The sequence below is a fragment of the Pseudoxanthomonas sp. SGNA-20 genome (genome assembly GCF_003931635.1).
GTDB lineage: Bacteria > Pseudomonadota > Gammaproteobacteria > Xanthomonadales > Xanthomonadaceae > Pseudoxanthomonas.
In genome coordinates, this window is the sequence record NZ_RRYK01000014.1 from 1 (window position 1) to 19,006 (window position 19,006).

19 protein-coding genes are annotated in these 19,006 nt (G+C 69.1%); 9 read left to right on the forward strand and 10 right to left on the reverse strand.

All coding sequences use genetic code 11. From position 1 onward, the window contains the following. Nucleotides 1–145: 145 nt before the first annotated feature. The 10 genes from cydC to EIM48_RS14920 form a co-directional block, all read right to left on the reverse strand. Complete coding sequence (gene cydC / locus EIM48_RS14875; RefSeq protein WP_125112012.1) at nucleotides 146–1,828, reverse strand: thiol reductant ABC exporter subunit CydC; 1,683 nt, start codon at nucleotides 1,826–1,828, stop codon at nucleotides 146–148. Beyond that, nucleotides 1,825–3,582 (reverse strand): thiol reductant ABC exporter subunit CydD, encoded by a 1,758-nt coding sequence (gene cydD, locus EIM48_RS14880; protein WP_199728437.1) that lies wholly within the window; start codon nucleotides 3,580–3,582, stop codon nucleotides 1,825–1,827. The genes cydC and cydD overlap by 4 nt, the downstream gene beginning before the upstream one ends. Continuing rightward, on the reverse strand, nucleotides 3,540–3,647 hold the full coding sequence (cydX, locus tag EIM48_RS14885) for a cytochrome bd-I oxidase subunit CydX (RefSeq protein WP_081760117.1): 108 nt from the start codon (nucleotides 3,645–3,647) through the stop codon (nucleotides 3,540–3,542). Before cydX ends, cydD begins: the two co-directional genes overlap by 43 nt. A gap of 42 nt (nucleotides 3,648–3,689) precedes the next feature. After that, complete coding sequence (gene cydB / locus EIM48_RS14890; protein ID WP_125112014.1) at nucleotides 3,690–4,847, reverse strand: cytochrome d ubiquinol oxidase subunit II; 1,158 nt, start codon at nucleotides 4,845–4,847, stop codon at nucleotides 3,690–3,692. 12 nt (nucleotides 4,848–4,859) lie between these two features. After that, nucleotides 4,860–6,443: a cytochrome ubiquinol oxidase subunit I gene (locus tag EIM48_RS14895; protein ID WP_125112015.1), complete on the reverse strand. Its 1,584-nt coding sequence runs from the start codon at nucleotides 6,441–6,443 to the stop codon at nucleotides 4,860–4,862. Between the two features lie 127 nt (nucleotides 6,444–6,570). Then, nucleotides 6,571–6,927 (reverse strand): carboxymuconolactone decarboxylase family protein, encoded by a 357-nt coding sequence (locus tag EIM48_RS14900; protein WP_024869316.1) that lies wholly within the window; start codon nucleotides 6,925–6,927, stop codon nucleotides 6,571–6,573. Between the two features lie 5 nt (nucleotides 6,928–6,932). Then, nucleotides 6,933–7,595 carry a class I SAM-dependent methyltransferase gene (locus tag EIM48_RS14905; protein ID WP_233581713.1) on the reverse strand — a complete coding sequence of 221 codons (663 nt, stop codon included), beginning with the start codon at nucleotides 7,593–7,595 and terminating at the stop codon, nucleotides 6,933–6,935. Then, on the reverse strand, nucleotides 7,592–7,966 hold the full coding sequence (locus EIM48_RS14910) for a rhodanese-like domain-containing protein (protein ID WP_199728438.1): 375 nt from the start codon (nucleotides 7,964–7,966) through the stop codon (nucleotides 7,592–7,594). The genes EIM48_RS14905 and EIM48_RS14910 overlap by 4 nt, the downstream gene beginning before the upstream one ends. Next, nucleotides 7,963–8,337: a metalloregulator ArsR/SmtB family transcription factor gene (locus EIM48_RS14915; protein ID WP_233581714.1), complete on the reverse strand. Its 375-nt coding sequence runs from the start codon at nucleotides 8,335–8,337 to the stop codon at nucleotides 7,963–7,965. The genes EIM48_RS14910 and EIM48_RS14915 overlap by 4 nt, the downstream gene beginning before the upstream one ends. A 2-nt stretch (nucleotides 8,338–8,339) precedes the next feature. Beyond that, nucleotides 8,340–8,732, reverse strand: coding sequence for a rhodanese-like domain-containing protein (locus EIM48_RS14920; protein ID WP_125112016.1), 393 nt, complete (start codon nucleotides 8,730–8,732; stop codon nucleotides 8,340–8,342). Nucleotides 8,733–8,846: 114 nt separating this feature from the next. Between EIM48_RS14920 and EIM48_RS14925 the strand changes: the two genes are divergently transcribed. The 9 genes from EIM48_RS14925 (at nucleotide 8,847) to EIM48_RS14965 (ending at nucleotide 18,415) form a co-directional block, all read left to right on the forward strand. Further along, the gene (locus tag EIM48_RS14925; RefSeq protein ID WP_125112017.1) at nucleotides 8,847–10,118 is read left to right on the forward strand and encodes an FAD-dependent oxidoreductase; all 1,272 of its coding nucleotides are present in this window, start codon (nucleotides 8,847–8,849) and stop codon (nucleotides 10,116–10,118) included. Between the two features lie 30 nt (nucleotides 10,119–10,148). Next, a complete protein-coding gene (locus tag EIM48_RS14930; protein WP_125109478.1) occupies nucleotides 10,149–10,352 on the forward strand; it encodes a DUF2892 domain-containing protein in 204 nt (67 codons plus the stop codon). A gap of 7 nt (nucleotides 10,353–10,359) precedes the next feature. Beyond that, nucleotides 10,360–11,388: an efflux RND transporter periplasmic adaptor subunit gene (locus tag EIM48_RS14935; protein ID WP_125112018.1), complete on the forward strand. Its 1,029-nt coding sequence runs from the start codon at nucleotides 10,360–10,362 to the stop codon at nucleotides 11,386–11,388. Nucleotide 11,389: 1 nt separating this feature from the next. Then, nucleotides 11,390–14,653, forward strand: a complete 3,264-nt coding sequence (locus EIM48_RS14940; RefSeq protein WP_125112019.1) for an efflux RND transporter permease subunit — start codon at nucleotides 11,390–11,392, stop codon at nucleotides 14,651–14,653. A 41-nt stretch (nucleotides 14,654–14,694) separates the two neighbouring features. After that, nucleotides 14,695–15,354: a DUF3365 domain-containing protein gene (locus tag EIM48_RS14945; protein WP_158675224.1), complete on the forward strand. Its 660-nt coding sequence runs from the start codon at nucleotides 14,695–14,697 to the stop codon at nucleotides 15,352–15,354. Further along, nucleotides 15,351–15,830, forward strand: a complete 480-nt coding sequence (locus EIM48_RS14950) for an OsmC family protein (protein WP_125112021.1) — start codon at nucleotides 15,351–15,353, stop codon at nucleotides 15,828–15,830. The genes EIM48_RS14945 and EIM48_RS14950 overlap by 4 nt, the downstream gene beginning before the upstream one ends. Then, nucleotides 15,827–16,282 (forward strand): thioredoxin TrxC, encoded by a 456-nt coding sequence (gene trxC, locus EIM48_RS14955; RefSeq protein WP_125109483.1) that lies wholly within the window; start codon nucleotides 15,827–15,829, stop codon nucleotides 16,280–16,282. The genes EIM48_RS14950 and trxC overlap by 4 nt, the downstream gene beginning before the upstream one ends. 154 nt (nucleotides 16,283–16,436) lie before the next feature. Continuing rightward, the gene (locus tag EIM48_RS14960) at nucleotides 16,437–17,564 is read left to right on the forward strand and encodes an FAD-dependent oxidoreductase (RefSeq protein ID WP_125112022.1); all 1,128 of its coding nucleotides are present in this window, start codon (nucleotides 16,437–16,439) and stop codon (nucleotides 17,562–17,564) included. Further along, the gene (locus tag EIM48_RS14965; RefSeq protein WP_125112023.1) at nucleotides 17,561–18,415 is read left to right on the forward strand and encodes a TlpA disulfide reductase family protein; all 855 of its coding nucleotides are present in this window, start codon (nucleotides 17,561–17,563) and stop codon (nucleotides 18,413–18,415) included. Before EIM48_RS14960 ends, EIM48_RS14965 begins: the two co-directional genes overlap by 4 nt. Nucleotides 18,416–19,006 lie beyond the last annotated feature (591 nt).

Sequence of the window (19,006 nt, forward strand, 5' to 3'; positions counted from 1 at the left end):
CAGAGAACTCACCAGCCAAATGGCTACACGATCCGTCTCAGGTCAGTGCGTACGCGAGTTTTAGCAGTGACTGTCCGTGCAGCGGACGCGCGCATCATCATCTCGCCTTGCCCGCGTGCAACGGGCATCCCGCCGGCTTCTATGCCTACGGGGCGTCACGCACTGCCTTTTTCTCCAGCTTCCCATCCACCAGTTCCCAAGCCGCGTCGGACACCTCCAGCGGCACCGCCGCGTGGGTGATCAGCAGCAGGCTGCGACCGTGCAGGATGCGCGGCAAATCGCGGAAGAAAGCCTGTTCGGCATCGGGATCAAGTCCTTCGGTCGGCTCGTCGAGTGCGATCAACGACGCACCGGTCAGCAATACCCGCGCCAGGCACAGACGGCGCGCCTGCCCGGCCGACAGCGTGCGCCCGCCCTCTCCCAGCCACTGGTCGAGTCCTCCGGGCAACGCACGGATCTCCGCATCCAGTCCGGCATGTCGCAGTACCTGCCAGAGCCTGGCATCGTCGGCATCGGGGTCGCCGATGCGCAAGTTGTCTCGCACGGTTCCAAGGAAGACCGGTGCGTCCTGCGGCAGCAGGGCGATGCGACGGTGCAGTTCCGACAGCGACGCCTCGCGCAGATCCACGCCGTCCCAAGCGATGCCGCCCGACTGCGGGTCGCGCAGGCGCAGCAGCAGCGCCAGCAGGGTCGACTTGCCGCTGCCGCTGGCCCCGGTCACCACCACGCGCTCACCGGGCGCGATCCGCAGATCCACGCCTTCGAGCAACGGCAGCGAGGGGTGATGGCGGAAGCGCACCTGCCTGAATTCCAGCGTGCCGTGCGGCGACAGCGCCTGCGGCTGCAACGGGTCGACGATCTCCGGGCCAGCCCGCTCGATCTCTCGCACGCGTTCCGCGGCCGCGGCCGCAGTGCCGTACCGCACCGCGCCGCGCAGCACTGGCGCCACCACCTCGAACAATCCGGCCACCGCGAGCACACAGCCGACCAGCAGCGCGCCCCCCACCCGCCCCTCCGCCAGGGCGATCGCGCCCGCCGTTGCCACGGCCAGCATCGCCAGTCCTGTACAGGCCAGCGCCAGCGCCTGTCCCGAGGCGAACGCCCGCGATTCGGACAGCGCTGCCGCGCGCAGGCGATCACTGCTGTCCGCCAGCGCGGCTTCGGCGCGTCCCGCCGCATCGAGCGCGAGCAGGTCGGCGTGGCCGTCCACGGCCTGCAGGACATGCTGTCGCAATGCGGCCGAGTGCGCCTGGCGTTCGGCCCCGCTGCGGCGCACATGCCGCGCCAGCCAGGCCGGCGCGAGCAGCAGGACGCACAGCCACAGGCCTCCGACGGCCACCGCCGCCGCCGGCACGTAGGCGGCCAGCACGGCGATCACCACGACGCCGGCGATCCCACCGACCAACAACGGCAGCAGCGAGAGCAGGAACGTCGAATCCAGCGCGTCAACGTCCCCGGTCAGGCGCGCGACCAGGTCGCCGTCACGCCAGCGCGCCAGTTGTCCGGCATCGAGCCGCAGCAGGTTCGCGAACACGCGCGTGCGCAGGTCGGTCAACAGCTGCAGCGTCGCGGCGTGCCCGGCGACGCGCTCGCCGTAGCGCGAGAGGATGCGGACGAACGCCAGCCCGCGCACCATCGCCGAGGGCACGAACAGGTTGAACGTCGCGAGCGCGCCGGACACAAGTGCGGTCGCGGTCAGGAACCAGCCCGAGACGCCCAGCAACCCCACCGCGGCGGCGGCGGTCACCAGCGCCAGCACGCAGGCGGGCAGCAACGCACGCCTGCGCCGCCAGAACATCGGCCACATCCATGCCAGCAGCTGCCTCATGGACGCACCTCGCCGTCAGCATCGATCGTCCACTGTCGGCCGGCGATCGCGGCCACGACGGGATCGTGCGTCGCCACGACCAGGGTGCGTCCACGGGCGAAGGCGGCGATTTCCGCGAGCACGCGGTCGCGGCTGGCATCGTCGAGGTGCGCGGTCGGCTCGTCGAGCAGCAGCACCGGCGCATCGGACAGGAACATCCGCGCCAGCGCGATGCGCTGCGCCTGCCCGCCGGAGACGCCCTGCCCGCGCTGGGCCAGCGGCGTGTCCAGCCCGCGCGACAGGCGGGCGATCATGTCCGCAAGCCCGGCGGCGGCGATCGCCCGTTGCAGCGCCGCATCGTCCGCGTCGGCGCACGCCAGCCGCAGGTTGTCGGCGATGCTGCCCGGCGCCAGCCACGGTCGCTGCGGGATCAGCAGCACGTGCCGGCGCAGTGTGGCCGCGGGCCACTCGCACAGCGACCGGCCGGCGAAGCGCGCGTCGCCCTCGTACGGCCGTAGGCCGGCCAGCGTCTCCAGCAACGTGGACTTGCCGCTGCCGCTGGCGCCGGTCAGCGCGATCCACTCGCCCCGGGCGATCAGCGCGGGAGACTGCAGGCGGATCGCGCCGCGTCCCGGCACCGGCATCCGCAGGGCGTGGATGGAAAACTCCGTGGAAGTGGGCGCGGAAGCGGATGGCGCCATGCCATCCGATGTCTCCGCGACCTTCGGCAGGCCATCGAACAGACTGGCGATCTCCGCCACCGCCGCGCGCGCGTTCGCGCGGTCGTGGTAGTGCGCGGCCAGCTGGCGCATCGGCAGATACACCTCCGGCGCCATCAGCAGGCAGAACAGCGCGGCCTCCAGGGTCAGCACACTGGCACGCAGTTCCAGCATGCCGAGGAGGGTCAGCCCGAAGTACACTGCCAGCCCGGCCACGCCCAGCGCGGCGAAGAACTCCAGCACCGCCGAGGACAGGAACGCGATCTTCAGCACCGACATCGTGCGCTCGCGCACTTCGTCGCTGGCACGCGCCACGCGGTCAGCTTCCGCCTGTGCGCGCCCGTGCAGCTTGAGCGTGGTGAGTCCGCGCACGCGGTCGGCGAACAGGCCCGACAGACGCGCGAGCGCCGCTGCGTGCCGGCGGCCGGCGGCCTCCGCGCCCCACCCCACCAGCGCCATGAACAGCGGGATCGCGGGGACCGTCAGCACCAGTACCAGCGCGGCGATCCAGTCGAATCCGAACAGCACCACGCAGAACACCAGCGGCAGGATCGCCGCCGAGGCCATCGCCGGCAGGTAGCGCGCGAAGTAGCCGTCCAGCGTCTCCACCCGTGCTGTCAGCGCGTCGGCCAGCTCGCCCGAGGCGCGCGCCCGGCTCCACAGCACACCGGCCGACAGCAGGCGCCGGAACAGCGCCAGACGCACCGACCGCTTCACCGATTCGGCCGCATGCTGGCCGGCGTATTCGGCCATCCAGACCAGCGCCGCACGCATCAGCACCAGCGTGGCGGCCAGCCCGATCAATGGCAGGGCGTCGGCCAGCGGCAGCCGATCCATGACGATCATCTGCAGCGCGCGGGCCAGCGCCCAGGCCTGCGGCAGCAGCAGCAGGCCGGACAGCAGCGGCAGGCCGATCGCGAACCCGAGCGGACGCCGGATCTGCCCGGCCAGCGCCCGCATCCAGGCCGTCTGCGCCGGAGGCAATCGCTCCGCGGCGGCCTCGGCCGCGGGGGTCATGCCCCGTCGTCGCGGTCGTGCTCGCGCAGCTCGAACCACATCGCGTTGAGGATGGCGAAGGCGCAGGCCAGGCCCAGCCCCAGGATCCACGAGAAGTACCACATGGCTGTCAGCTCCCGATCAGTGGCCGATGACGCTGGAGACCATCAATACGCATTGGGATTCTCCGAGACCGACTCCGGCGTTACCGTGCCGCGCATCACCCGGTACACGTAGCCGGTATAGAACAACACGATCGGCAGGAACACCACCGTCGCCAGCAACATCACCCACAAGGTGAAATGGCTCGACGAGGCATCCCACACCGTCAGCCCCATGCCCGGCTGCAGCGACGAGGGTATCAGGAACGGGAACAGCGCGAAGCCGACGGTCAGGATGACGCCGGTGATCGCCGTCGACGTCGCCAGGAACGCCGACACCCGCGCGCCGCGCCACAGCAGCAGCGCCGCCAGCAGCGATCCGGCCACGCCGAGCACCGGCGCGAGCCACATCCACGGCCAGCGCGAGAAGTTGTGCATCCACGCGCCTTCGACCGCCTCGACCGTCTTCAGCGCCGGATTGCTCGCCGCCGCCACGTCGACCGTGCCGGTCACCACGTGCCCGTCCAGTCCGAGCGCGACCCAGACTCCGCCCAATGCGAACAGCGCGCCGGTCGCCAGCGCCAGCCAGCCGCCGAACCTGCGGGCACGCATCGCGATGTCGCCGTCCGTACGCCAGGCCAGCAACGCGGCGCCGTGCGCGGCGAGCATCGTCACGCTCAACACACCGGCCAGCAGCGCGAACGGCATGAACAGTTGGAACAGGTTGCCTTCGTACACCGGCCGCAGCGTCGCCGGCTCCACGCCGAACGGCAGGCCGAGCAGCAGGTTGCCCATCGCCACGCCGAACACCAGGCTGGCGACCACGCCGGAGCCGCACAGCAGCCAGTCCCAGGTGCTGCGCCAGCGCGCATCGGGCAGCTTGCTCCGATACTTGAAGCCGACCGGGCGCAGGATCAGCGCGACCAGCAGGAGCAGCATCGCCAGGTACAGGCCGGAGAACGAGGCCGCATACAGCAGCGGCCACGCGGCGAAGATCGCGCCACCGCCGGTGATCAGCCAGACCTGGTTGCCCTCCCACACCGGGCCGACGAGGTTGAGCATCACCCTCCGCTCTTCGTCGGTCTTGGCCACCACCGGCAATAGCGCGGCGACGCCGAGGTCGAAACCATCCATGACCGCGAATCCGATCAGCAGCACGCCCAACAGCAGCCACCAGATCACGCGCAACGTGGCGTAGTCCAGCGGAATCATCGAAACGTCCATCGTCGCCTCCTGTCAGTGCGCCGTGAGCATGGCGGGATCGGCTTGCACGCCCGGCGCATCGGCGGATGCCCCGGACGGCTCTTCCGGCCCCTTGCGGATCGCCTTGAGCAGCAACCGGAAACCGACGATCGCCAGCGTGGTGTACAGCACGAAGAACACCAGCAGGCTGATCACCAGGTCGAGCACCGACAATCCGGACACCGCATAGAAGGTCGGCAGCACGCCCTCGATCACCCACGGCTGCCGCCCGAACTCGGCCACGAACCAGCCGCACTGGATGGCGACCCAGGGCAACGCAATGCTCCAAAGCGCGATTTTCAGGAAGCGCCGGCTGTTTTCGATCCTGCCGGTCGACACCAGCCAGAACGCGAACGCGAAGAAGCCGATGAAATAGAAGCCCAGCGCCACCATCACCCGGAACGTCCAGAACAGCGGCATCACCTGCGGCACGGTGTCGAATGCCGCGGCCTCGATCTCGTCCGGCGTCGCGTTCTGCACGTCGTCGCGGTAGCGCTTGAGCAGCAGCCCGTAGCCGAGGTCGGGCCAGGTCTCGGCGAACAGTTCGCGCGCCTGCCGGTCGTCCGCGTCCGCGCGCACCCGCTCCAGCGCGGCATAGGCGCGCATGCCGTTGGCGATCCTGCGCTCGGCCGAGTCCACCAGTTCGTTGATGCCGGGCATCTGCTTCGAGATCGAGCGCGTGCCGATCAGGCCCATCGCCCACGGCACGTGCACCGCGAGTTCGTTGCGGCGCTCGGCCTGGTTGGGCCAGGCCACGATGCTGAAGCTGGCCGGCGCCGCCTCGGTCTCCCACATCGACTCCATCGCCGCCAGCTTCATCTTCTGGTGCTCGGTGCTCAGGTAGCCGCTCTCGTCGCCCAGCACCACCACGCTCAACGAAGCCGCCAGGCCGAAGCTGGCGGCCACCGCCATCGAGCGCTTGGCGATGTCGAGGTGGCGCCCACGCAGCAGGTACCAGGCACTGATCGCGGCCACGAACATCGCCGCGCTGACGTAGCCGGCCGCCACCGTGTGCACGAACTTGGCCTGCGCCACCGGATTGAGCACCACCGCGACGAAGTCGGTCATCTCCATGCGCATAGTGTCGGGATTGAACACCGCGCCGACCGGGTTCTGCATCCAGCCGTTGGCCACCAGGATCCACACCGCCGACAGGTTGGTGCCCAGCGCCACCAGCCAGGTGACCATCAGGTGCTTGACCTTGCTCATCCGGTTCCAGCCGAAGAAGAACAGGCCGATGAAAGTCGCTTCGAGGAAGAACGCCATCAGGCCCTCGATCGCCAGCGGCGCGCCGAAGATGTCGCCGACGTAATGGCTGTAGTACGACCAGTTCATGCCGAACTGGAACTCCATGACGATGCCGGTGCCCACGCCGAGCGCGAAGTTGATGCCGAACAACACGCCCCAGAACATCGTCATCCGCCGCCAGATCTCGCGGCCGGTCATCACATAGACGCTCTCCATGATCGCCAGCAGGAACGACAGGCCCAGCGTCAGCGGCACGAAGATGAAGTGGTACATCGCCGTCAGCGCGAACTGCAGCCGCGACAGGATCACAAGGTCGAGCTCAGGGAACATGACACTCTCCGATCACGTGGTGAGACAGCCATGCGTCATGGCTGTCCAGATCAATCCTTGCCGCGTTCCATCATCCCGGTTTATTCCCGAAACCATAAGATGACAAAATGACGCACCCGCGACCGGATCACGCCGGCTGCGCGGAAAACTCCTCGAACGCCGCCAGCGCATTGGCCGCGTACATCAGCGAAGGCCCGCCGCCCATGTAGACGGCCACGCCGAGCATTTCGCGGAACTCCTCCGGCGTCGCGCCCAGCCTCACCAGCGCCCTGGCGTGGAAGCCGAGGCAGGCATCGCAGCGGCTGGCGACGCCGATCGCCATCGCGATCAGTTCCTTGGTCTTCTCGTCGAGTACGCCCGGCGCCAGCGCCGCCTTGCTGAGCGCGCCGAAACCCTGCATCACTTCGGCGTTGTGGGTACGCAGCGGCGCGAGGTTCTTCGAGACGGCGCGGGTGAGATCGGTGTAGGAATCGATGGCGGACATGGCTGTCATCCTTCAGTGGGGTGGCGTGCGGGAGGCAACCGGCGCTTGCGTGCGACCAGGTCGATCAGCGCGGACATGCCCGCGTGGCCGGAACCCTCGGCCAGCGCGCTGTCGTGTTCATGCAGGTACAACAATTCCATGCCGGCGAATGCGTCGCGCAGCAGGTCGGCGGTGTAGAGCTTGTCCATGTCCGACGGGCCGCCGGTGCCGTATTCGAGTTGCTCGGGGCGATAGCCCTGCAACAGCAGCAGACCGCCGGGCTTGAGCGTGCGCTGCATGCCGGCGAACATGGCCTCGCGCAGCGCCGGATCGGCGAACTGGACGAAGATCGCCACGACCGCGTCGAAACGTTCCGCGCCCCAGTTCCACTCGCCCAGGTCGACCCGTTCGGTGGCGATGCGCACGCCGCGTGCGGCGGCCAGCTTCCTGGCTTTCTCCAGACCCGTTTCGGAAGCGTCCACGGACAACACGTTCATGCCCTGCGCTGCCAGCCAGACGCCGTTGCGACCCTCGCCGTCGGCCACCGCCAGCACGGACATGCCGGGCATCAGCCGGTGGGCCTGCGAGGCGAGGAAGGCGTTCGGCTCGGTACCGAACACGTAGTCGTCGGTGCCGTAGCGTGCGTCCCAGCGCGCGATGTCGGCCCTGTCGGCTTCCGCAGCGGTCATGGCGCCCTCCCGCTGCGGACGATCGGCAAACCGCTGGCGGCCCACGCGGCCATGCCGCCGTCGACATTGACGTAACGGCGGCGCGCATCCTTGGCCAGCAACGACTGCGCGATGCGCGAGCGCATCCCGCTCTGGCAGACCAGCAGGACTTCAGCGCCTTCCGGCACCGAGCACGCGTCGAGTGCGCCCGCGCCCTGCGCGCGGATGCGGCCGAGCGGCAGGTGGACGGCATCGGCGGCGTGGCCGGCGGCGAATTCGCCGGGCTCGCGGACATCGACCAGCACCGCGCCGAGGTTGATGCGCTGCACCGCCTCGCGCGGGCCGACCTGCTCGCCGCCCATCCCCAGCAGCGCCTTGAGCAGTCCGATCATGCCGCCCCCTTCTTCTTCGCCCGCGCCGGAGCGGGGCTGCAGTAGATGCCGTGCAGCGTCTGCATCACCTGCGCCGCCGGCCCGGGCATGAGCGAGTAGTAGATGACCTGCGCCTCGCGGCGGGTCTGCACCAGTCCTTCCTCGCGCAGCACCGCCAGGTGCTGCGACAGCGCTGACTGGCTGAGATCAAGCATAGAGTTGATCTCGCCGACCGACCGCTCCCCTTCCGCCAACAGGCACAGCACCTGCAGGCGCTTCTCGTTGGCCAGCGCCTTCAACAGCCGCGCCGCGTCGCCGGCATGCGCCCGCATCGCCTCCATGTCGAAGGCGATGTTCGCTGCCTTCGCCGTCTTGGTCTTCTTCGGCGCCATCGTCATTCCATGCTCACGGACAGGTCTGCATTGCGCCACGCCTCGAAGCCGCCGACAAGCGAACACACGTCGGTGAAGCCCAACTGCCGCAGGCTGTCGGCGGCCAGCGCGGATCGCCCGCCCGTCCGGCAGTACAGCACCATGCGGCGGGAAGGCTCCGCCAGCGCCGCGTCCGCGACGCAGGCCATCGCCGGATGCGCATGGATCTGGAACTCGAGCACGCCCCGCGGCAGGTTGACCGCGCCCGGCAGGTGGCCCTGCGCGTACTCGTCCGGTTCGCGGACGTCGACCAGCACGAGGTCGCCCGCAAGCGTGTCCACCAACTCCTCTTCCAAGGAAATCTCGCGGATTCTCGAACGTGCCTCAGCCACCAAGTCTTCGACAGTACGGGACATTGCTGTGTTCCAACAACATTAGTTGACTATAATATACAGTATTGCTAATTTAGATACAACTGGCTAGACGAGACCCATTTCCCGGGTCGGATCCGGCGGCTGGGAGGGCATCCAATGACGCACATCGTGGTACTGGGCGCGGGCATCGGTGGCATGAGCGCTGCCTACGAACTGCGCGGCACGCTGGGCTCCGGCCCGGACATCACCGTGGTCGGTGAGGGCGACCGCTTTTCGTTCACCCCGTCCAATCCGTGGGTGGCAGTGGGCTGGCGGAAGCCAGCCGACGTGGAGATGCCGGTCGCGGCCTATCTGGCGAAGAAGAAGATCGCCTTCGAAGGCGCCGGCGCCGAGAAGGTGGAACCCGATGCCAACCGCATCGTGCTGCGCGACGGGCGCACGCTGGACTACGACTACCTCGTCATCGCCACCGGCCCGCGGCTGGCGTTCGACGAAATCCCTGGCCTCGGCCCGGACGGCGGCTTCACCCAGTCGATCTGCACCACCCCGCATGCCAGCACCGCGTGGGAGGCCTACCAGGCCTTCCTGCAGGACCCCGGCCCGATCGTGGTCGGGGCCGCGCCCGGCGCCAGCTGCTTCGGCCCGGCCTACGAGTTCGCGATGATCCTCGACCGCGACCTGCGCAAGCGCAAGCTGCGCGACAAGGTGCCGATGACCTACGTCACTCCCGAGCCGTACATCGGCCACATGGGCCTGGGCGACGTGGGCGACTCCAAGGGCCTGATGGAAACCGAATTCCGCCAGCGCCACGTCCACTGGATCACCAACGCCAAGATCACCGCCGTGCGCGATGGCGAGATGGAGGTGGCCGAAGTGGACGAGGACGGCCAGCCGAAGAAGACGCACGTGCTGCCGTTCAAGTATACGATGGTGCTGCCGGCGTTCACCGGCGTGCCGGCGGTGCGCCAGGGCGAAGGCCTGTGCAATCCGCGCGGCTTCATCCTGATCGACAAACACCAGCGCAACCCGGCCTATCCCAACATCTATTCGCTGGGCGTGTGCGTGGCCATTCCGCCGGTGGAAGCCACGCCGGTACCGACCGGCGCGCCCAAGACCGGCTTCATGATCGAGTCGATGGTCACCGCAGTGGCGCAGAACATCCGGGCCGACCTGAAGGGAGAGCCTGCGACCGCCGAGGCGACGTGGAACGCGATCTGCCTGGCCGACATGGGCGACACCGGCGCGGCCTTCGTGGCGCTGCCGCAGTTCCCGCCGCGCAACGTGACCTGGGCCAAGGTCGGCAAGTGGGTGCATCTGGCCAAGGTCGCGTTCGAGAAGTACTTCATGATGAAGATGAAGTCCGGCAACACCGAGCCGATCTACGAGAAATACGTGCTGAAACTGCTCGGGATCACGCGCACGCGCTGATCCTCCACCACACCTTGAGGAAACAACACCATGAACCTTGACCGTGCCGTCCTCGCCTTTGCCGGCGTGATGATCCTGATCAGCCTCGCGCTGGCCCACTTCGTCTCGCCGCTGTGGCTGTGGTTCACCGCCTTCATCGGCCTGAACCTGCTGCAGGCCAGCTTCACCGGCTTCTGCCCGGCGGCGATCGTGTTCCGCAGGCTGGGCGTTCCCGCCGGCTCCGCGTTCAAGTGAGGCCGGCATGCCGATGCTTCACGCCCGACTCCTGCTCCCGGCGGCACTGGTCATCGCGCTCGGCGCCTGTGCCGGCGACGTGGCCCCGCCGGCGCCCGCCCCCGGGGCGCCCGTCGGGCTGGCCACGCTACGGGTGGAGGCCGGCCGGCCGTCGGCCCACGCATGGGATGGCGTGATCGAGGCCGAGCGCCAGGCCGTGCTGTCGGCGCAGACGGCGGGCCGCGTCGCCGAGGTCGCGCACGACGTCGGTGACCACGTGCCCGCGGGAGCACTGCTGGTGCGGCTGAGCGCGGTCGAGCAGCAGGCCGGGGCGGACGCCGCGCGCGCGCGCGTCCGCCTGGCCGAGGCCACGTACCGGCGCATGGCCGAGCTGGCCAGGGATCGCTACGTCTCCGGGATGCAACTCGACCAGGCCCGCGCCGAACTCGACGCCGCCCGCGCGCAACTCGCCGAACTGGAACAGCAACGCGCGTACACGGTCGTCCACGCACCCTACACGGGCTTCGTCAATGCGCGCCACGTGCATCCAGGCGAGAGCGTGGGCATCGGCCAGCCGCTGATGGCCATGTTCGAACCCGGTGCGATGCGCATTGAGGTCAGCGTGCCGCAGTCGGATGCGGAAGCGATCCGCCGCGACCCGGTGGCATCCGTGCGCCTCGACGACGGCCGCACCGTCGAAAGCGCCGACGTGACCGTGTTCCCGGCCGCCGATGCCGCGAGCCATTCGGTCCGGATCCGGGTGAGGCTGCCGCCGCTCGACCCGCCGCCGTGGCCGGGCACAACCGCGAAGGTATCGTTCCGCTCCACGGCCGGCGAGGCGTTCCCGCGGATCCCCGCTTCCGCGCTGGTCCGCCGCGGCGAAGTCAACGCCGTGTACGTGCTCAAGGACGACCGCCTGTCGCTGCGCCACGTGCGCCCCGGCGGGCAGGAGGGCGACGCGGTGGAGGTGATCTCCGGGCTCGAACCGGGCGAGATTATCGCCGTCGACGCAACCGCGGCACGGCGGGCCCTGGTCGCCGCACGCGGGAAAGACTGACATGGCGACGGCAGGCGATATTCCGCTGGGCCTGTCCGGACGCATCGCGCGTCAGTTCCAGGACAGTCCGCTAACGCCGATCTTGGCACTGCTGGGCCTGCTCCTCGGCATCGTCGCGGCGCTGGTCACTCCGCGCGAGGAAGAGCCGCAGATCGACGTGACCATGGCCAACGTCATCGTGCCCTTCCCCGGCGCCGATGCGCGCCAGGTCGAGCAGCTGGTGACGTTCCCGCTGGAGCAGAAGCTGTCCGAGATCGAGGAGATCCGGCACACCTATTCCACCAGCCGCCCGGGCATGGCTCTGGTCACGGTGGAGTTCGAGGTCGGAGTGAAACGCCAGGCTGCGCTGGTGCGGCTCTACGACAAGGTCCTTTCCAACCAGGACTGGCTGCCGCGCGACCTCGGCGCCGGGCCCGCGGTCGTCAAACCCAAGGGCATCGACGATGTGCCGGTGATGGCGCTGACGCTGTGGAGCGACGATCCCCACTATGGTCCGCGCGAGCTGGCAGAAATCGCGCACACGCTGGAGACGGAACTCAAGCGCGTCCCAGGCACGCGCGACATATATACCATCGGCGCGCCGGACCGGGCGATGCTGGTCACGCCGGATCCGGCACGGCTCGCAGCGCACGGGCTGACCCTGACCGACCTCGCCGACGCGCTCCGCGCGGCCAACGTCGTGCGCCATGCCGGAAACCGCACCGGCGCGGAGGGCGTCGTGCAGGTGACCTCCGGGCAGTTCCTCGCCGGGCGCGAGGACGTGGCCGAACTGGTGCTGGGCGTGTCGGGCGGGCAGCCGGTGCGCATCACCGACGTGGCCACGGTGACCGATGCCGCCGACGCGCCGTCGAGCTACGTCTGGCACGGCGCCCCGGCCGGCCGCGACGGCCCCGAAGCCGGCGTCGCCCCCGCTGTCACCATCGCCATCGCCAAGAAGCCGGGCAGCAACGCCTCCGACATCACCAGCTCCGTGCTGCGCCGGTTGGACGCGCTGCGCGGGCAACTGATTCCCGACGGCGTGCATGTCGAGGTCACCCGCGACTACGGCCTGACCGCCAGCGACAAGGCGCAGACGTTGATCAAGAAATTGATCTTCGCCACGCTCTCGGTGGTGCTGCTGGTGCTGTTCGCGCTGGGCCGCCGCGAGGCCATCGTGATCGGCAGCGCGGTGATCCTGACCCTGTCGGTGACGCTGTTCGCGTCGTGGGCGATGGGCTTCACCCTCAACCGCGTGTCGCTGTTCGCGCTGATCTTCTCGATCGGCATCCTGGTCGACGACGCCATCGTGGTGGTCGAGAACATCCACCGGCACATGAGCCAGGGTGGCAAGACCCTGCGCGAGGCGATCCCGCCGGCGGTGGACGAAGTCGGCGGCCCGACCATCCTCGCCACCTTCACCGTGATCGCGGCGCTGATGCCGATGGCGTTCGTGACCGGGCTGATGGGCCCGTACATGCGCCCGATCCCGATCAACGCCTCGGTCGGCATGCTGCTGTCGCTGATGATCGCGCTGGTGGTCACGCCGTGGCTGTCGCTGAAGCTGCTGCGCCGCCACGCCGCCGACCACGCGGCCAACGATGCCGTCGGTCACGGCGGCCACGGCCATGCCGAAGGCACGATGGCGGCGAAGCTGCACCGCCTGTTCGAGCGCACGATGGGCCCGTTCCTCGATGCCGACCGCGGTGCCCGCCGCCGCCACGCGCTGTTCGCGGCCATGGCCGCGCTGGTGCTGCTGGCCGCGAGCCTGGCGGTGTTCAAGCTGGTGGTGCTGAAGATGCTGCCGTTCGACAACAAGTCGGAATTGCAGATCGTGGTCGACCTGCCCGAAGGGCGCACGCTGGAAGACACCAGCGCATTGCTCGCGGAACTGGCCGCGGTACTCGACGACACGCCGGAGGTGCTCCACTACCAGGGCTACGTGGGCACGTCCGCGCCGATCAACTTCAACGGCCTGGTGCGCCAGTACGACCTGCGCCAGGGCGCCAACGTCGGCGACCTGCAGGTCAACCTCGTGGACCGGCGGGAACGCGAGCGCAAGAGCCACGAGATCGCGCTGGCGCTGCGGCCACGACTGGCTGAGATCGGCCGCCGCCATGGCGCCTCGGTCAAGGTGGTGGAAGTACCGCCCGGCCCGCCGGTGCTGTCGCCGATCGTGGCCGAGGTCTACGGCCCGGATTACGCGCACCAGCGTGCCGTGGGCCGCGCGCTGGAACAGCGATTCCTCGACACCGAGGGCATCGTCGATGTCGACACCAGCATCGAGGCCGACGCCGCACGCGACGTGATCGTCATCGACCGGGTGCGCGCCGCGCGCCTGGGCGTGTCGCAGGCGGCCATCGCCGAGGCCATTGCCGCCGGCCTCTCGGGCAGCGATGCCACCTGGGTGATCGACGGCAGCAGCAAGTATCCGCGGCCGATCCGGCTGCGCCTGCCGGTGGCCGGGCAGGCCTCGCTCGACGGCCTGCTGGCGCTGCGCGTGCGCGGCGGCGACGGCCAGCTGGTGCCGCTGTCGGAGCTGGTCACGGTGCAGCGCACGCCGTGGGACGGCGCGATCATGCACAAGGACCTGCTGCCGGTGGTGTACGTCACCGGCGACGAGGGTGGTGATGCCGACAGCCCGCTGTACGGCATGTTCGACCTGGTCTCGCGGGTCGCCGAAGGCCCTGTCGGTGGTCACCGGCCCGTGCAGCGCTTCTTCGCCCAGCCCGAAGACACCACCACCATCTCCATTAAGTGGGACGGCGAATGGCAGATCACCTGGGAGACCTTCCGCGACATGGGCATCGCCTACGCCGCCGGCATGGTGCTGATCTACCTGCTGGTGGTGGCGTACTTCCGCAACTATATCGTGCCGCTGGTGATCATGGCGCCGATCCCGCTGACCGTGATCGGGGTGATGCCCGGCCATGCGCTGCTCGGCGCGCAGTTCACCGCGACATCGATGATCGGCATGATCGCGCTGGCCGGCATCATCGTGCGCAATTCCATCCTGCTGGTGGATTTCATCAACCACCTGATCGCGCACGGCGACACGCTGGAGGAAGCCGTGGTGGATGCCTGCGCGGTGCGCGCGCAACCGATCGCGCTGACCGCGCTGGCGGCGATGGCCGGCGCGTTCTTCATCCTCGACGACCCGATCTTCAACGGCCTGGCCATCTCGCTGATCTTCGGCATCCTCGTCTCGACGGTGCTGACGTTGGTGGTGATTCCGTTGCTCTACTACGCGCTGCTGCGGCAGCGTGCCCACAAGGAGGCTTCCACATGAACAAGAGGGCATTTCCCCCCGCCGCGCTGGCCGCATGTCTCGTGTTCGCCACGACGGCCTGCGCACCTGGAACCGATCAGGACGCCGCCCCCGAACGACCGATGCAGGCGCAGGGCGATCCCCTTCCCCCGCCCGCGCCTGCATCGGCCACTTCCACCACCGATCCCGCCACCGATCCGGCGCTCGACCGCGCGAAGGCCGCGGCGATGGCGTTCAGCAGACAACTGCGCGGCAAGCTGCAGGCGGCGATGCAGGCCGGCGGCCCGACCGCGGCGGTCGAGGTCTGCCACGCCGAAGCACCGGCCATCGCCGACGCAGTGATGGCCGAACACGGCGTGCGGCTGGGGCGCGTGGCGCTGCCCGGCCGCAACCGCCATCCGGCGCAGGCCGCGCAGGATTGGCAACTGCTGACGCTGGACCTGTTCCAGCAGCGCGTGTCCGGCGGTGAAGCCGCCGCCGACCAGGTGGCAGTGATCCGCGAGCACCTGCCCGACGGCATCGCGCTGCGGATGATGCGCGGCATCGCCACCGAACCCGGCTGCCTGGCCTGCCACGGCAGCGAGGTGGCCGAACCGGTCCGCGCCGCGATTGCCGAACGCTATCCGGACGACCACGCCACCGGCTTCGCCGTCGGTGACCTGCGCGGCGCGCTGTGGGTGGAAGTCCCCGCCGACGCCGGCACCACGGGAGACACGCCATGAGCACCGACACTCCGATCCGCATCCGCCTGGAGCAGGACAGCGACTACGCCTTCCGCATCGTCTTCGACGACACCGCGCTCGATCCGCTGCTGACCGACGAACCGGCGCCACTGGGCCACGACCGCGGGCCCAACCCCTCGCGCCTGCTGCTGGCCGCGGTGGCCAACTGCCTGGCCGCCAGCCTGCTGTTCGCGTTGCGCAAGCACCGCAACACGCCCGGCCCGCTGCACGCGGAAATCTGCGCGTTGCCGACGCGCAACGAACAGGGCCGCTGGCGCATCGCTTCGGCGAAGGCCACGCTGCACCTGCCCGGCCACAACGCCGATTACCACAACCTCGACCGCGTGTTGGCACAGTTCGAGGACTTCTGCGTGGTCACCCAGAGCGTGCGCCAGGGCATCGACGTGGAAGTCCGCGTGGTCGATGGCGAAGGCCGCGTGCTGCTGGGCGACAAGAGCTTCGAGGCCGGGGCATGAACGCCACCGACGCCCTGCAGGTCGCCTGCCCGCAGTGCAACGCGATCAACCGCGTGCCGCAGGCGCGGCTGGGCGATGCGCCGCAATGCGGCCGCTGCAGCAAGCCGCTGTTCGACGGCCATCCGGCCACGCTCGAAGGCGTCGATGCCTTCGAAGCCCATGCCTCGAAAAGCGACCTGCCGTTGCTGGTCGATTTCTGGGCGCCGTGGTGCGGCCCGTGCCGGATGATGGCGCCGCATTTCGAGGCCGCGGCGGCGCAGCTGGAACCGGCGATGCGGCTGGCCAAGGTCGACACCCAGTCGCAACCGGAACTGGCGCATCGCTTCGACATCCGCAGCATCCCCACGCTGGCGCTGTTCAGGCACGGGCGCGAAGTGGCGCGCCTGTCCGGCGCGATGCCGTCGGCCGAGATCGTGCGCTGGGCGCGCGCGCAGCTCGCGCAGGCGCAGTGAGGCGATGGCCGTCTCCCGGCGCCGCGCCTTGCTGTGGCTGGCCGCCGGCCTCGGCGCGCTCGGCTTTGCCGGCGTGCGCTGGCGCGACCGGGCGCACGCGACACCCTCCGCGTCGGCCCGCCCGGCGCCTCTTTCCGCAGCACAGGGCCACGCCATGACCCGCATCGTCATCCTCGGCAGCGGCTTCGCCGCGCTCACCGCCATCCGCAAGCTGCGCGAACTGCGCGTCGATGCGGAGATCACCGTGGTTTCGCCGCGCAACGAACTGGTCTACCTGCCCAGCCTGATCTGGCTGCCGTCGGGCGAGAAGACCGGCGCCGACCTGCGCATTCCGCTGGCCGGCTTCTTCGAGCGCATGCGCGTGCGCTGGCACCCGGGCAGCGTGCAGCAGGTGCTCGACGGTGGCCGCCGCGTGGTCACCGACACCGGCGAGCTGGCCAACGACGTGCTGGTCATCGCCACCGGCGGGCGCTACCTGCGCAAGCTGCCGGGCATCGAACACGCGATCATTCCCTGCGAAGGCATCGCCAGCGCCGAGGCCATCCGCGACCGCCTCGCCACGATGGAAGGCGGCACCATCGCGATCGGCTTTGCCAGCAACCCGAAGGAACCGGGCGCCGTGCGCGGCGGGCCGATGTTCGAGTTCCTGTTCGGCATCGACACCCTGCTGCGCCGGCAGGGGCGACGCGACAAGTTCAGGCTGGTGTTCTTCAATCCGTCGAAGGAACCCGGCCAGCGACTTGGCCCATCCGCCGTGCAGAAGATGCTGGCGCGGATGCGGGCGCTCGGCATCGAGACCCACCTGGGCCACAAGCCGGTGCGCTTCGAGGCCGGCAAGGTGGTGACCGAAGGCGGCGAGATCCCCGCCGACCTGATCCTGTTCATGCCCGGCCTCACCGGCCCGGCGTGGCTGGACGACAGCGAATTGCCGCGCTCGGAGGGCGGCTTCATCGCCGCCGACGCGCAGTGCCGCGCGCGCGGCATGGACCACGTCTACGTGGCCGGCGACATCGGCAGCTATCCCGGCCCGGACTGGATGGCCAAGCAGGCGCACCAGGCCGACCTGCAGGCCGAGGCGGTGGCGAAGAACATCGCCGCCGGACTGCGCGGTGAGCCGGCCGACCACGGCTTCAAGACCGAGCTGGCCTGCATCGTCGATTCGCTGGACGGCGGCCTGCTGGTTTACCGCAGCGAGTCGCGCACCTTCACCTCGCCGAACTTGCGCCTGCTGCACTGGCTCAAGCGCCGGTTCGAGGACCGCTACCTCAAGGTCTACCGTTGAATTCGCTGGGCCCGTTCCCGATGCGCGCGGTGCTGGTGGCCGCCGCCGGGTTGCTGGCGTGGTGGCTGGTGCGCGTGCTGGCCCGGCGCATGGGCGGCGCCGTCGATGCCTCCGTGCCGAAGCTGGCGGCCGCGTTGTTCACCGACGCGTTCTTCGTCGGCCTGCTGGCGGCGCGGCTGGGCTACGTGCTGCGCTGGTGGCCCGAATACGCCGCGTCGCCGTGGTCGGTCGTCGCCATCGGCGACGGCGGTTTCCTGTGGTGGATCGGCCTGCCGGCGGCGCTCGCGTTCACGTGGTGGCGCACGCGGCGGCAGACGCGGCTGCGCCGTCCCGTGTTCGCCGGCCTCGTCGCCGGGCTGCTGGCGTGGTTCGCGCTGACCGGCACGCTGTCGCTGCTGCAACGCTCGGCGCCGCCCCTGCCCGATATCCCCGCCGCCACGCTGGACGGTGCGCCGGTGAGGCTGGCCGAGCGCAGCGGCAAGCCCGTGGTGCTCAACCTCTGGGCGACCTGGTGCCCGCCCTGTCGCCGCGAGATGCCGGTGTTCGCCGATGCGGCGCAACGTTATCCCGGTCTCGACATCGTGCTGCTCAACCAGGGTGAGGACGCGGCCACCGTGCGCAATTTCCTCGAACGGCAGGGGCTGGCGTTGCACGAACAGGTGCTGCTCGATCCGCCATCGCAAGCGATGCTTGCCACCGGCACCCGCGGCCTGCCGACCACGCTGTTCTTCGATGCCAATGGCCGTCTCGTCCACACCCACATGGGCGAACTGACCCGCGCCAGCCTGGCCGACACCCTGCGCAAGCGTTTCGGCACACATGTCGCCAAACAGTCCGAAGCCAAAGAATGAGCAGGCGATTGTCTCCCACCAAATTAATGCAATCGGCGGAGTGTTTAGCGCTCGACCCACGATAACGGTCACTAATCATCCTTCCTATCGTCCTTCGGAACGCTCGGTCGGCGCATGGGATTCTTCACATTCCTGGAAACGACATCTGCGATCCCGAGATCTCCAGCCTTCCAAGCAATTGCCTGTGTCTTGACGCCATGCGCAACTTCAATCGTTCGTCGTGCAGGCGCGCCATGTTACAAGCGCGGCCAGCAGACATATCGTGAAAGCGGAACGCCGAGATCCTTGCAGACCGGCAGTCTCCCATGGGGGTATTGTCGTCAGTAAAGCCGGCGGCGTTCAGATCCTTGATCCTGCCAAGCCTTAGGGAGGAGAGTGAAAACCCCCTTGCATCGATCCCCGATCGTGAGATGAGTGCATTTGTCCATTTCTTCCAAACAGGGATGGATAGAACACCGCCTCGGCAGTCAGCCAGCAGTGGCCCACGCGAGTCTCCGTCGAAGACGTGGGCTCTCACGATCCATTCCATGGCCAATGGGGATGACCTGAGTATGGAACTTGTAGCCAATCAGGCAGTGAGTCCGGGGTGGA

What these genes read in the sequence shown, in the direction of transcription:
- EIM48_RS14935 (WP_125112018.1), top strand. Translation starts at nt 10,360, where the DNA reads ATGCCGATGCTTCACGCCCGACTCCTGCTCCCGGCGGCACTGGTCATC.
- EIM48_RS14960 (WP_125112022.1), top strand. Translation starts at nt 16,437, where the DNA reads ATGACCCGCATCGTCATCCTCGGCAGCGGCTTCGCCGCGCTCACCGCC.
- EIM48_RS14950 (WP_125112021.1), top strand. Translation starts at nt 15,351, where the DNA reads ATGAGCACCGACACTCCGATCCGCATCCGCCTGGAGCAGGACAGCGAC.
- cydB (WP_125112014.1), bottom strand. Translation starts at nt 4,847, where the DNA reads ATGGACGTTTCGATGATTCCGCTGGACTACGCCACGTTGCGCGTGATC.
- EIM48_RS14940 (WP_125112019.1), top strand. Translation starts at nt 11,390, where the DNA reads ATGGCGACGGCAGGCGATATTCCGCTGGGCCTGTCCGGACGCATCGCG.
- trxC (WP_125109483.1), top strand. Translation starts at nt 15,827, where the DNA reads ATGAACGCCACCGACGCCCTGCAGGTCGCCTGCCCGCAGTGCAACGCG.
- EIM48_RS14915 (WP_233581714.1), bottom strand. Translation starts at nt 8,337, where the DNA reads ATGGCGCCGAAGAAGACCAAGACGGCGAAGGCAGCGAACATCGCCTTC.
- EIM48_RS14910 (WP_199728438.1), bottom strand. Translation starts at nt 7,966, where the DNA reads ATGATCGGACTGCTCAAGGCGCTGCTGGGGATGGGCGGCGAGCAGGTC.
- cydC (WP_125112012.1), bottom strand. Translation starts at nt 1,828, where the DNA reads ATGAGGCAGCTGCTGGCATGGATGTGGCCGATGTTCTGGCGGCGCAGG.
- EIM48_RS14900 (WP_024869316.1), bottom strand. Translation starts at nt 6,927, where the DNA reads ATGTCCGCCATCGATTCCTACACCGATCTCACCCGCGCCGTCTCGAAG.
- EIM48_RS14930 (WP_125109478.1), top strand. Translation starts at nt 10,149, where the DNA reads ATGAACCTTGACCGTGCCGTCCTCGCCTTTGCCGGCGTGATGATCCTG.
- cydX (WP_081760117.1), bottom strand. Translation starts at nt 3,647, where the DNA reads ATGTGGTACTTCTCGTGGATCCTGGGGCTGGGCCTGGCCTGCGCCTTC.
- EIM48_RS14905 (WP_233581713.1), bottom strand. Translation starts at nt 7,595, where the DNA reads ATGACCGCTGCGGAAGCCGACAGGGCCGACATCGCGCGCTGGGACGCA.
- EIM48_RS14925 (WP_125112017.1), top strand. Translation starts at nt 8,847, where the DNA reads ATGACGCACATCGTGGTACTGGGCGCGGGCATCGGTGGCATGAGCGCT.
- EIM48_RS14920 (WP_125112016.1), bottom strand. Translation starts at nt 8,732, where the DNA reads ATGTCCCGTACTGTCGAAGACTTGGTGGCTGAGGCACGTTCGAGAATC.
- EIM48_RS14895 (WP_125112015.1), bottom strand. Translation starts at nt 6,443, where the DNA reads ATGTTCCCTGAGCTCGACCTTGTGATCCTGTCGCGGCTGCAGTTCGCG.